This is a genomic window from Plantactinospora sonchi (assembly GCF_036422035.1).
GTDB lineage: Bacteria > Actinomycetota > Actinomycetes > Mycobacteriales > Micromonosporaceae > Plantactinospora > Plantactinospora sonchi.
The window spans coordinates 446,683-459,389 of sequence record NZ_JAZGQK010000012.1; the positions used below are offsets into that span (position 1 = coordinate 446,683).

8 protein-coding genes and 1 riboswitch are annotated in these 12,707 nt (G+C 73.1%); of the genes, 5 read left to right on the forward strand and 3 right to left on the reverse strand.

Annotated elements, in window-relative coordinates; genetic code table 11:
• The first annotated feature begins 96 nt into the window (after positions 1 to 96).
• Positions 97 to 2,916, forward strand: coding sequence for a DEAD/DEAH box helicase (locus V1633_RS16175; protein ID WP_331215131.1), 2,820 nt, complete (start codon positions 97 to 99; stop codon positions 2,914 to 2,916).
• Positions 2,913 to 4,169, forward strand: a complete 1,257-nt coding sequence (locus V1633_RS16180) for an SWIM zinc finger family protein (RefSeq protein ID WP_331215132.1) — start codon at positions 2,913 to 2,915, stop codon at positions 4,167 to 4,169. The genes V1633_RS16175 and V1633_RS16180 overlap by 4 nt, the downstream gene beginning before the upstream one ends.
• A 28-nt stretch (positions 4,170 to 4,197) precedes the next feature.
• On the opposite strand, the gene V1633_RS16185 is transcribed toward V1633_RS16180, so the two are convergent.
• Complete coding sequence (locus tag V1633_RS16185; RefSeq protein WP_331215133.1) at positions 4,198 to 5,106, reverse strand: LysR family transcriptional regulator; 909 nt, start codon at positions 5,104 to 5,106, stop codon at positions 4,198 to 4,200.
• 70 nt (positions 5,107 to 5,176) lie between these two features.
• On the opposite strand from V1633_RS16185, the gene V1633_RS16190 reads away from it, so the two are divergent.
• A complete protein-coding gene (locus V1633_RS16190) occupies positions 5,177 to 6,061 on the forward strand; it encodes a dihydrodipicolinate synthase family protein (protein WP_331215134.1) in 885 nt (294 codons plus the stop codon).
• Positions 6,062 to 6,108: 47 nt separating this feature from the next.
• On the opposite strand, the gene V1633_RS16195 is transcribed toward V1633_RS16190, so the two are convergent.
• Positions 6,109 to 7,329, reverse strand: a complete 1,221-nt coding sequence (locus tag V1633_RS16195) for a chorismate-binding protein (protein ID WP_331215135.1) — start codon at positions 7,327 to 7,329, stop codon at positions 6,109 to 6,111.
• A 122-nt stretch (positions 7,330 to 7,451) separates the two neighbouring features.
• Between V1633_RS16195 and V1633_RS16200 the strand changes: the two genes are divergently transcribed.
• The gene (locus V1633_RS16200; RefSeq protein ID WP_331215219.1) at positions 7,452 to 7,652 is read left to right on the forward strand and encodes a DUF5999 family protein; all 201 of its coding nucleotides are present in this window, start codon (positions 7,452 to 7,454) and stop codon (positions 7,650 to 7,652) included.
• A gap of 64 nt (positions 7,653 to 7,716) precedes the next feature.
• Here the strand turns inward: V1633_RS16200 and gcvP are convergent, their stop codons facing one another.
• Positions 7,717 to 10,536, reverse strand: a complete 2,820-nt coding sequence (gcvP, locus tag V1633_RS16205; RefSeq protein ID WP_331215136.1) for an aminomethyl-transferring glycine dehydrogenase — start codon at positions 10,534 to 10,536, stop codon at positions 7,717 to 7,719.
• A gap of 82 nt (positions 10,537 to 10,618) precedes the next feature.
• Positions 10,619 to 10,717: riboswitch (glycine riboswitch) on the reverse strand.
• A gap of 324 nt (positions 10,718 to 11,041) precedes the next feature.
• Between gcvP and V1633_RS16210 the strand changes: the two genes are divergently transcribed.
• Positions 11,042 to 12,703, forward strand: coding sequence for an ABC transporter substrate-binding protein (locus tag V1633_RS16210; protein ID WP_331215137.1), 1,662 nt, complete (start codon positions 11,042 to 11,044; stop codon positions 12,701 to 12,703).
• The last annotated feature ends 4 nt before the right edge of the window (positions 12,704 to 12,707 follow it).

The window sequence follows — 12,707 nt, forward strand, 5'->3', positions numbered from 1 at the left end:
ACCCTGTACAATGTACGGAGTTTTGGCCCGCCGCGTTCGCCGGCCGGCGTCGCGTCGCCGTGCGGGGGCCGGGACGCGGACTGTGATGGGGGGCGCGTGGACCTGGTGGGCTGGGCGGCGGCGTACGAACCGGCGGATCCGCCGCGTACCGGGACGGTGGTCTTCTGGCGGTCGGAGGGCGATGCCGTCCCCGACGGGCCGGGGCGTCCCGGCGAGGTGACGATCGCGGTCCCGGACGGTACGGCGGTACGGCGGGAGACGGTGCCGGCCTGGCGGATCCCGGTCGGCGAGGTGTTGCCGGTCCTGCTCGCCGTGGGCGGGAGCGGCCCGGACCGGCCGGTGGACCCGACGGTGGCGTACTGGGCGTCGGCGGCGGTGCTGGCGTTGCGGCTGGTCGCCCGGCGTCGGATGCTGCCGTCGGTGTCGTCCGGCGGCTTCGACACCTGGCTGGTCGGACCGCTCGACGCCGGTGAGGTCGCCCGGGTCCGGGAGTTGGCGGCGGCGATGCCGGCCCGGGCCCGGGCGGTGCCGGTGTCGAGCGGGGTGTCGGTGCTGCTGCCGCACGCGTACCCGCTGCTGCGGCAGTTCCTCGACGGGGTCGTCGACGGTGTGCCCCGCTCCCCCGCCGCCCGGTACGCCGCCGGGGTGGAGCCGTACGCGGTGCCGGCACCGCGGTCGGTGCCCGGGTTGCGGGGCTGGGCCGAGGAGATCCAGGCCGGGTTCGACTCCGGCGTGGGGGTGTCGTTGCGGGTGGAACCGGCCGGCGACGACGTCGGCCGGGACGGGTTGCGGGTGGTGCTGCAGGTGCACGGGGGTGCCGACACCGCGCTGGTCGTCGACGCGGCCGCGCTGTGGGCGGGGCGGCACGCCGCCGGGTTCGGTCCCCGGGCCCGGATCGACACCATGCTGGCGGTACGGCGGGCCGCGCAGGTGTGGCCGCCGTTGCGGCAGTTGCTGGACTCGGCGGTCCCGGACCGGTTCCCGCTCGCCGACGAGGAGGTCGTCGAGCTGTTCGGCGACGCGGCGACGCGCCTCGAGGCGGCCGGGGTACGGGTGCACTGGCCGGCGGACCTGGTCCGTGGGTTGACCACCCGGGTGGTGCTCGGCGGTGGTTCGGCACCGTCGGACGGGCCCGCGTTCCTCGGCGGCGAGGAACTGCTGCGGGTCGACTGGCAGCTGGCGCTCGGCGGGCGGACCCTCACCGACGCGGAACTGGCGGTGCTCGCCGAGGCGCACCGGCCGGTGGTCCGGTTGCGGGACAGCTGGGTGCTGGTTGATCCGGAGCTGGTGGCCCGGGCCCGCAAGTCGGAGCTGCCGGCGGTGTCGGCGACCGAGGCGCTCGGCGTGGTGCTGGCCGGTGCGGCGGAGGTGGACGGCCGGCCGGTCGAGGTCGCCGCCGTCGGCTGGTTGGAGCGGCTGCGACGGCGGATCGCCGACCCCGACCGGGAACCGGCGACGGTAGGGTCGGACGCGGCGGGCGTCGACGCGATCACCGCGCCGCCCGGGCTGACCGCGACGTTGCGCGACTACCAGCTGCGGGGACTGCGGTGGCTGGCCCGGATGACGTCGCTGGGACTCGGCGGCTGCCTCGCCGACGACATGGGTCTCGGCAAGACCGTCACCCTGATCGCGTTGCATCTGCACCGTCGGACGACGTCGGAGGACGCCGGGCCGACGCTGGTGGTGTGTCCGGCGTCGCTGCTGGGCAACTGGGAGCGTGAGATCCGGCGGTTCGCCCCGGGTGTTCCGGTGCGCCGCTTCTATGGTGCGGCCCGCGACCTGGCCGGCGTGCCGGTCGACGGTTTTGTGCTGACGACGTACCCGACGATGCGGTTGGACGCCGACCGGCTGACGGCGGTGCGGTGGGGTCTGGTCGTCGCCGACGAGGCGCAGCACGTCAAGAACTGGGCGTCGGGTACGGCGCGGGCACTGCGCCGGATCCCGGCGGTGGCCCGGGTCGCGCTCACCGGCACCCCGGTGGAGAACAACCTCACCGAGCTGTGGGCGATCCTGGACTGGACGACGCCGGGGCTGCTCGGTCCGCTGCACCGGTTCCGGGCCCGGTGGGCGGTGCCGGTGGAGGTGGACCGGGATCCGGTCGCGGCGCGGCGGCTGGCCCAGCTGGTCGGCCCGTTCCTGCTGCGGCGGCGCAAGTCGGATCCGGGCGTCGCGCCGGAACTGCCGCCAAAGACCGAGACCGACCATCCGGTGGCGTTGACCGGCGAGCAGGCCGGCCTGTACGCGGCCGTCGTCGACGAGACGTTGGCCAGGATCCGGGCCAGTACCGGGATGGCCCGCCGTGGTCTGGTCCTCGCGCTGCTGACCGCGTTGAAGCAGATCTGCAACCATCCGGCCCAGTACCTGCGGCAGACCCGGCCGCTGGCCGGCCGGTCCGGGAAACTGGAGCTGCTCGACGAACTGGTCGACACGATCGTCGCCGAACAGGGGGCGGTGCTGGTCTTCACCCAGTACGTCGCGATGGCCCGGCTGGTCGAACGGCATCTGGCACAGCGTGGGGTGCCGACGCAGCTGCTGCACGGCGGTCTTCCGGTGCACCGGCGTGACGAGCAGGTCCGCCGGTTCCAGGCCGGTGAGGTGCCGGTGTTCCTGCTGTCCCTCAAGGCCGCCGGGACCGGGCTGAACCTGACCCGGGCCGATCATGTGGTGCACTACGACCGCTGGTGGAATCCGGCGGTGGAGGAGCAGGCGACCGACCGGGCGTACCGGATCGGGCAGACCCGGCCGGTGCAGGTGCACCGGCTGGTGACCGAGGGCACGGTGGAGGAGCGGATCGGGGCGCTGCTCGCGGCGAAGCGGGATCTCGCCGACGCGGTCCTCTCCGGTGGGGAGGCGGCGTTGACCGAACTGTCCGACGCGGAGTTGGCGGCCCTGGTCGAGTTGCGGGGGCGGCAGTGAACGGCCACGACGACCGGGTACGCGGGTTCGCGGCGTTCCCGCCCGGCCGGCGGGTCCGGGCGGGGCGCTCCTGGTGGGGTGACGCGTGGATCCGTGCCCTGGAGGACACGTCGCTGGACCAGACGCTGTTGCGCCGCGGCCGCCGGTACGCCGGCGCCGGACACGTCGGTCCGATCACCGTCAGCCCGGGGCGGGTCGCCGCCGACGTGCACGACGGTGACGAGGAGATCCTGTACCGGACGAGGGTCTTCGTGGAGCCGCTCACCGACGCGCAGTGGGACCGGTTCTGCGACCAGGTGGCGGTGAAGGCCGGGCATCTGGCCGCGCTGCTGGACCGGGAGATGCCTCGGGAACTGGTGGTGGCCGCTGACGACGTCGGGGTGCCGCTGCTGCCGGGCGTCGGGGAACTGCAGCCGGAGTGTGACTGCCCGGAGTGGGGGCACCCGTGCCGGCACGGTGCCGCGCTCTGCTACCAGGTGGCGTGGCTGCTCGACGCCGACCCGTTCCTGCTGCTGCTGATCCGGGGGCGCGGCGAGCGGGAACTGCTGGCCGGGCTGCGGCAGCGCACGGCCCGGGTCGCGGCGGTCGAGGCCGACACCGCGTCCGCACCGGCCGGGGTGCCGGCCGAGCAGGTCTTCAACCGCCCGGATCCGCCACCGCCGTCGGTGCGGATCGACCTGCCGGAGCCGGTCGGGGCGCCGCCGACGCTGCCGGACGGGCCGGGGATCGCGGCGTGGTCGCTGCGTGTCCTGGTCGACAACGCGGCGGCCCGGGCCACCATGCTGCTCGACCTCGTCGACCGGTCCGACCCGAACACCGACGTCGGCGGCCCGGTCGTGCCGGTCGACGAATGGTCCGACGCGGTCCGGCTCGCCGCGTCCGGGGCGGACGGTCCGACGCTGGCCCGACTGCGGCGGGCGGTCGACCGGCCGGGTCGGGACTTCGACCGGGCGGTACGGGCCTGGGAGTGCGGTGGCCGGACCGGTCTCGCGGTGCTCACCGGGTCGTGGCGTCCGGCGCCGCCGGTACTGGCCCGGGCCCGGGTGCGGCTGCGGGCCGGCTGGGTCGGCGACGAGGTGCCCCAGCCTCGGGTGTGGCGCAACCGGTGGACGTTTCCGGACCGTCAGGCGCAACTGCGGTACGGCCCCGACGGCCGCTGGTACCCGTACCGGGAGCGGGCCGACGGGTGGTGGCCGGCCGGGCCGCCGCGGGTCGATCCGGTCGAGGTGCTCGCCGACCTGTTCGGCGAGTAGACCCGGTGGCGGGGTGAACCCGCGCGGGTCAGTCGGCGATCAGGTGGTCGGGGACGGCGGCGCGCAGCGCGTCGGTGATCGCGGCGACGGCGGGGTGGATGGCGGCGCCGCGCCGGTGGGCGATCCGGGTCCGGCGGTGGATCGGCAGCCGGGTGAGGTGGACGTCGGCGGGCGGGTCGACGATCCCCAGCTGTGGTACCAGTGCGACGCCTTGTCCGGCGGCGACCAGGGCCAGGACGGTGGTGAAGTCGTCGATCCGGTGTCGGATCCGGGGTTGGAATCCGGCGGCCTGGCAGGCCCGCACGGTCATGGTGTGGCAGAGGGTGCCGGGGGTCGCGGTGATCCACGGCGAGTGCCGCCGGCGTCGCAGGACCCGCAGGTCGTCCGTGGTGGTGGTGTCGCCGGAATCGGCTGACGCGAGGTAGGTGACCTCGCCGCACAGCGGGGCGGTGGCGATTCCCGGTGCGGCCGGGGCGGGGACGAAGTCGTACTCGTGGACCAGGGCGACGTCGAGGTCGCCGGCGCGCAGGGCGTCGGCGACCGCCGCCGGGTCGATCTCCGAGACCATCGGCTCCAGGGCGGGATGCCGGGTCGCGAGTATCGCCAGCGCCGCCGGCACGATGGCCCGGGTCGCGGTCGGGAAGGCGCCGATCCGCAGCGGGCCGGCCGGGCCGTGGCGGGCCGCGGCCAGTTCGGCGGTCGCCTGTTCGAGGCGTTCGAGTACCGCTTCGGCGTGCCGGACCAGGTGTTCGCCGGCCGGGGTGAGGGTGACGCTGCGTCCGGTGCGTTCCAGGAGCGGCACCCCGGCCTCGCGTTCCAGGACGCCGAGTTGCTGGGAGACCGCCGAAGGGGTGAAGGCGAGGGCGTCAGCGACGGCGACGATGGTGCCGCGGTGGGCGAGTTCGCGCAGCAGGCGCAGCCGCCGGACGTCGAGCATCAGCTGAGCTTACGCTGACGTGCAGGAACGTGAGCTGGAGCTTCTTGTTCGCCGGGGGCAGGCTCGACGTATGGCATCGCTGTCCGGAATCCACGTCCCGCTGGTCACCCCGTTCACCGCCGACGGAGCGGTCGCCGTCGACGCGCTCGGGGAACTCGCGCACGCCGTACTCGCCGACGGGGCCGCCGGCGTCGTCGCGCTCGGTACCACCGCCGAGGCCGCCGCCCTCGACGACGAGGAGAGACGGCTGGTCGTCGACGTCTGCGCCCGGGTGTGTCGGGACCACGACGCGGTCCTGACCGTCGGCGTCGGCGGCGGCGACACCCGGGCCGTCGAGGCCGCACTCGCGGAACTCGCCCGCTGCCCGGCGGTCGGGTACGCGCTGGTGCCGGTCCCGTCGTTCACCCGACCGTCGGTGGCCGGCGTCGTGGCGCACTTCGCCCGGTTGGCCCGTACCAGCCCGGTCCCGCTCGTCGTCTACCACGTCCCGTACCGGACGGGACGCCCGTTGGACGCCGCCGACCTGCGTGCGCTGGCCGCGATACCCGGCGTTGCCGGAATGAAGTACGCCGCCGGTGGCGTCGACGAGCCGATCGTCGACCTGCTCGCCGACCCGCCGTCCGGGTTCGCGGTGCTCGCCGGGGACGACGTGTTCCTGTCTGCGCTGCTGGCGCTCGGCGCGGCCGGCGGCATTCTCGCCTCGGCGCACCTGGCGACCAGCCGGTTCGGGGCGCTGGCCGACGCCTGGCGGGCCGGTGACCCGGGTACCGCCCGTGGTCTCGGATCCGGGCTGGCCCGGCTGTCGGCGGCCCTGTTCGCCGAACCGAACCCGGCCGTGCTCAAGGGGGTGTTGTACGCCCAGGGCCGGATCCCGACCGCGGACGTACGGCTGCCGTTGCTGCCGGCCGGCCCCGGTTCGGTGGCGGCGGCGGTGGCCCGGCTGACCGAGCGGTGACCCCGGTTCCCGGCTGGCCGAGCCGTAACCCCGTTGCCGGTGGGTCGTCAGCCGGCCAGGGCGGCGCGGACCGGGCCGGCCTTGGCGGCCGCCTCGGCGACCTCCGCCATCGGGTCACTGTCCCAGGTGATGCCGCCGCCGGCCCAGACGTGGACGCGCTCGGCGTCCACCGCCACGGTCCGGATCGTCAACCCCAGGTCCAGTCCGTCCGCGTCGAGCCAGCCGAGCCCGCCCATGGCGGCACCCCGACCGACGGGTTCCAGGGCGGCGATCTGGGCCAGCGCGGCGATCTTGGGAGCTCCGGTGACCGACCCGCCGGGGCAGACCGCCCGTAGCAGGTCGGCCAGGCCGCAGCCGTCGGCGAGCAGCGCGGAGACCGTCGACTCCGCCTGCCACAGCCCGGACCAGCGGCGGATCGTGTAGAGATCGTCGACGCGTACCGTGCCGGTGCGGGCGACGCGGGCCAGGTCGTTGCGCTCCAGGTCGACGATCATGACGTGTTCGGCCCGTTCCTTCGCCGAGGTGAGCATCTCCCGCCGCCCGTCGGCGGTCGCCGGCCGGGTGCCCTTGATCGGCCGGGTGGTCACCCGGCCGGCGGCGACCTCGACCAGGGTCTCCGGGGAGGCGCAGCCGATCGCCCAGCCCGGTCCGGTGAACACGCCGCCGTAGCGGGCGCCGGGCAGCCGGGCCAGTCGCGCCAGCGCCGGCCCGGGTTCGCCGACGTACCGGGCGGCGGCGTGGCCGACGACGTTGACCTGGTAGATGTCGCCGCGGCCGATCGCGGCGCGGGCCTGTTCGACGGCGGCCGCGTGCGCCTCGTCGGTCCAACTGCGGTGCCACGGTCCGAGCCGCCAACCGGCCGGTCCCGCCGGGGCGCCGGCAGGCGGGGCGGGTACCGACGGGTCGGTGTGCCGGTACACCACGGCAGCCAGATCCGGTACGGCCGGTGCCGGGCTCGGGGGACCGACCGCGCCCTGGACCATGGTGGCGCCGGCGGCGGCGGAGACGAACACGCCGGCCCCGCACACCGTGCCCGGCCGGTGGGCGTCGGTGCGTTGGGCCGCCGGCCGGGCCAGGTCACGCACCGGCAGGCCGTGTCCGGCCAGGAAGTCCTCCAGCAGCCGGGCCGGGTCGCCGCCGTCGGTGTGCCACCACTGCAGGCGGGCGTGTTCGGTCAGTCGGGGACGGCATCCGACCGGCATGCCCGGGATGCCCGGGGACAGCCCGGTTGGGAGCGATCCCACGCCAACCGTATCGATCTGCCTCATCCGAAAAGTGGATTCTCCCGCGTCAGTCCGAAAGCTGCTCGTCATCGTGCCTGCGGCATTGGTACCGTCCGTGACTGGCCATGTGAACCATGCCACACTTCCCTCACCGTCCGGAGAACCCGATGTGTCAGCACCAACCCACCTGTCCCTCCGCCGAGGCTCCCGACCGGGAGGCCGCCCGGGTCATCGCCTGCTTCCGTGAGCAGGGCTGGAGCCTGCTCTGCAATGGTGTGATCGTCTTCGACGACACCGGGGAGCTGCTGCCCGACGGTCGTACGATTGCGCCGCACCGCGGCCCGGCCCGGCACGCCCTGGTCGGCTGAGTAACCGAAACCAACCGGGCGCGCCGACCGGTTGGTCACCGACGGTAACGGTTCGCTGTCACCGTCAGTCCGCGAACGCCTCTGGCGGCGGGCAGGCGCAGACCAGGTTCCGGTCGCCGTACGCCCCGTCGATGCGGCGTACCGGCGGCCAGTACTTCGCCCGCCGGTCGACCCCGGCCGGGTAGGCCGCCACCGACCGCGGGTACGGGTGCGCCCAGTCGTCGCCGCCGACCATGGCGGCGGTGTGCGGGGCGTTGGCGAGCGGGTTGTCCCCCTTCGGCCACTCCCCCGACCCGACCCGGTCGATCTCGGCCCGGATCGCGATCATCGCGTCACAGAACCGGTCGAGTTCGGTGAGGTCCTCGCTCTCGGTCGGCTCCACCATCAGGGTGCCGGCGACCGGGAACGACATCGTCGGGGCGTGGAATCCGTAGTCGATCAGCCGCTTGGCGACGTCGTCGACGCTGACCCCGGTCGCCTTGGTCAGCGGACGCAGGTCGAGGATGCACTCGTGGGCGACCAGCCCCTTGTTGCCGGCGTAGAGCACCGGGTAGTGCCCGCGTAGCCGCGCCGCCACGTAGTTCGCGGCCAGCACCGCCGTCCCGGTCGCCTGACGCAGCCCGTCCGGCCCCATCATCCGCAGGTACGCCCACGGGATCGGCAGGATGCCGGCCGAGCCGTAGTGGGCGGCCGAGACCGCCGGCCGGTCGTCGCCGCCGAGCGGGTCGCCGGGCAGGTACGGCGCCAGGTGCGCCCGGACCGCGACCGGGCCGACGCCGGGCCCGCCGCCGCCGTGCGGGATGCAGAACGTCTTGTGCAGGTTCAGGTGCGAGACGTCGGCACCGAACCGGCCCGGCTTGGCGAAGCCGACCAGGGCGTTGAGGTTGGCGCCGTCGACGTACACCTGGCCACCGGCGTCGTGGACCTTGGCGCAGAGCGCGGCGATGCCGCCCTCGTACACGCCGTGGGTGGACGGGTAGGTCACCATGATCGCGGCGAGGTTGTCCCGGTGCGCCTCGATCTTGCGGTCCAGGTCGGCGAGGTCGACGTCACCGTCGACGTCGCAGCCGACGACGACGACCCGCATCCCGGCCATCACCGCGCTGGCCGCGTTGGTGCCGTGCGCCGACGACGGGATGAGGCAGACGTCCCGGTGCGTGTCGCCACGGTCGCGGTGGTAGGCGCGGATGGCGAGCAGCCCGGCGAGTTCACCCTGGGAGCCGGCGTTGGGTTGCACGCTGACCGCGTCGTAGCCGGTCACCTCGGCGAGCCAGCCCTCCAGGGAGGCGACGAGGTCGCGGTAGCCGGCGGTCTGGTTGGCCGGCGCGAACGGGTGCAGGTTGGCGAACTCGGGCCAGCTGACCGGCTCCATCTCGGTGGTGGCGTTCAGCTTCATGGTGCACGAGCCGAGCGGGATCATGCCCCGGTCCAGGGCGTAGTCGAAGTCGGCGAGGCGGCGCAGGTAACGCAGCATCGCGGTTTCCGAGTGGTGGCTGCGGAAGACCGGGTGGGTGAGGAAGTCGCCGGTGCGGCGCAGGGCCGGCGGCAGTGTCCCGGCGCTCGCCGGCTCGCCGGTGACGTCGCCGAAGACCTGCCACACCGTCGAGACGTGCTCGGCGGTGGTGGTCTCGTCGCAGGAGATCCCGACGTGGTCGGCGTCGACCAGCCGCAGGTTGATCCCCTGCCGCTCGGCGGCGGCGACGACCTCGGCGGCCCGGCCCGGGACCCGGGCCAGCACGGTGTCGAAGAAGACGTCGTGGACGACCTCGACGCCGTCGACGGTACGCAGGCCGGCGGCGAGCGCGGCGGCCCGCTGGTGGACCCGGGTGGCGATCGACCGCAGCCCGTCCGGACCGTGGTAGACGGCGTACATGCCGGCCATCACGGCGAGCAGCACCTGGGCGGTGCAGATGTTGCTGGTCGCCTTCTCCCGGCGGATGTGCTGTTCACGGGTCTGCAGCGCCAGCCGGTAGGCGGGTTCGCCGGCGGCGTCGCGGGACACCCCGACGAGCCGGCCGGGCAGCATCCGCTCCAGGCCGGCGCGGACCGCGAGGTAGCCGGCGTGCGGGCCGCCGAAGCCCATCGGTACGCCGAACCGCTGGGTGGTGCCGGCGGCGATGTCGGCGCCGATCTCACCGGGCGGGCGCAGCAGGGTGAGGGCGAGCAGGTCGGCGGCGACGGTGACCAGTGCGCCGGCGGCGTGTGCGGCCTCCACCAGTGCGGCGTGGTCCCGGACCGCGCCGGAGGCGCCCGGGTACTGCAGGTGCAGGCCGAAGAACCGGTCCGGCAGCGGCTCGGTGTCGAGGTCGAGGACCCGGACCTCGATGCCGAGCGGTTCGGCGCGGGTGGCCAGCACCGCGATCGTCTGCGGCAGGGTGTCGGCGTCGACGACGTACACGTCGCCGGTGGCCTTGGACGCGCGCCGGGCCAGGGTCATCGCCTCGGCCGCGGCGGTGCCCTCGTCGAGCATGCTGGCGTTCGCGGTGGTCAGGCCGGTCAGGTCGGTGACCATGGTCTGGAAGTTGAGCAGCGCCTCGAGCCGACCCTGGCTGATCTCCGGCTGGTACGGGGTGTAGGCGGTGTACCAGGCCGGGTCCTCGAGCACGTTGCGGCGGATCACCGCCGGGGTGTGGGTGCCGTGGTAGCCGAGCCCGATCATGGAGACGGCGACGGTGTTGCGGGCGGCGACCGCGCGCAGTTCGGCGATCACCTCGTCCTCGGTGGCGGCGGGCGGCAGGTCGAGGGTGCCGGTCCAGCGGATCACCTCGGGGATCGCGGCGTCCATCAGGTCGTCGACGGTGTCGTATCCGACGGTCTCCAGCATGCGCCGCTGGGCGGCGGCGTCGGGGCCGATGTGGCGGTCGGCGAAGCGTGGTGTGGTCATGGGCGGCACTCCCGGGCGAGGTCGACGCGGCAACCTCCCCCTCTGTCACGTCCACGCGGCGTCGCGGGGCGCTCCACAGTCGCCTGCCCACGAGCTCCTTTTGCCTGAGAGGTTCCGGGGAGGATTTGCCCCTTCGGCGCCGTCCGGGCGGGTGCCCGGCGGTCTCTCGCTCGCGAGGTTGTCGGCGCTGGCAACGGTACCAGTGGTCGGGTTTCGGTCGGGTTTCACCTGCCCCGGGGAGATCATCGCCGGTGGTGGCGGGAGCCGCGCCAGCGGGATCCGGCACACCTCCGGTACGGGTCGGCGGAACCGGTTAAGTGGCCCGGAACGAGGCAGTTCCGGGCCGGACCATAGGTGTTTTGTCCCACGCTTGACCGGCTCATCCGGTCACCTGGCGATCGTCTGGCGTCTATTGACTCTGAACCGGTTCGGTGTTGTCATCGATCTCACGTTCCCCGGACACCAGGTGGAAACCCGTCCGAAACCACCCGATCGGGAGGCACCGATGAGCCGCGCGCGCCGACTGCTCGCCGCACTGGCCACCGCGTCCCTGCTCGCCGCTGCCGGCTGCGGCGACGGTCGCGGCGGCTCCACCGCCGCCGGAGAAAAGATCATCAACGTGTTCTCCGGGGCGAACGCCGGATTCGTGCCGAACTTCAACCCGTTCTCCCAGAACAGTGTCGCCGGCACGATGAGCGTGCTGTACGAGGCGCTGATCTACTTCAACGGCGCCCGGGCCGACGACGTGCAGCCGCAGCTCGCCACCGGCTACGAGTTCGCCGACAACGGACGCACCCTGAACCTCACCATCCGGGAGGGGGTGAAGTGGAGCGACGGCACCCCGTTCAGCGCCGAGGACGTGGCCTTCACCTTCACCCTGATCCGGGACAACGAGAAGCTCAACGTCAACGGCCTGCCGCTCGTCGAGGCGGTGGCCACCGACCCGACACACGTGACGCTGAGGTTCAGCCAGGGGGTCTACACCCGGCTCAACCTGATCGCCGGCCGGACCTACATCGTGCCGAAACACATCTGGTCGACCATCGCCGACCCGTCCGCGTTCACCAACGAGAAGCCGGTCGTCACCGGGGCGTTCACGGTCGCCTCGTTCAGCCAGCAGAACTACGTCCTCGAGCGCAACCCGCACTACTGGGAGGCCGGCAAGCCGAAGATCAAGGGAATGCGCTTCCACCAGTTCGCCAGCGCGGACAGCGCGATCGCGGCGCTCGCCGCCGGCCAGCTCGACTGGGCCGGCTCGTTCATCGCCGACATCGACAAGCAGTACGTCAGCAAGGACCCCGAACACAACAGGTACCTCAACGAGTCGCAGCTCTACCTGACCAACCTGATCCCCAACCTGGACAAGGCGCCGTTCGACAGCGTCGCGGTCCGCCAGGCGATCAGCCTGGCCCTGGACCGCGACCAGATCATCCGGCTGGCCTTCTCCGGCTACGGTCGCGAGGCCAGCCCGGCCCAGCTGCCCCGACCGCTGTGGGACGACTACATCAAGCCGGAGTACAAGAACCGCAAGCTGGAGTTCGACCCGGCCCGCGCCGAGCAGACGCTGCAGCAGGACGGCTGGGTCAAGGGTGGTGACGGCATCTACGCCAAGGCCGGCCGGCGGCTGTCGTTCACCGTCAAGGTCGTCCAGGGCTACAACGACTACATCTCCGCGCTGCAGATCATGACCCAGTCGCTGAAGTCGGTCGGGATCGAGATGAAGACCCAGGAGGTGTCGTTCACCGCCTTCTCCACCGACCAGCAGACCGGCGACTTCGACATGATCATCACGAACCTGTACAGCGAGGGCACCGCGTACTCCTGGTACAGCCGGGCGTTCGCCAGCAAGACCACCGCCCCGCTGGGCAGGCAGGCCGGCTCCAACTACGGCCGGTACCGCAACCCGACGGTGGACGCCGCCCTGCTGGCGATGGAGAACACCCCGCCGGACCAGCGGGACGCGATCAAGGAACAACTGTTCAAGATCCAGGACGTGATCGTCGCCGAACTGCCGTACATCCCGCTGCAGCAGTCCAGTTCGCTGATCGAGTACCGCACCGAGAACATCACCAACTTCCCCACCGAGGACAACCACTACGCCCTGACCACCCCGTACAACGGGCCGGACATGGGCATCGTGGCCAAGAACCTGGTCCCGGTCGGCTGACCCG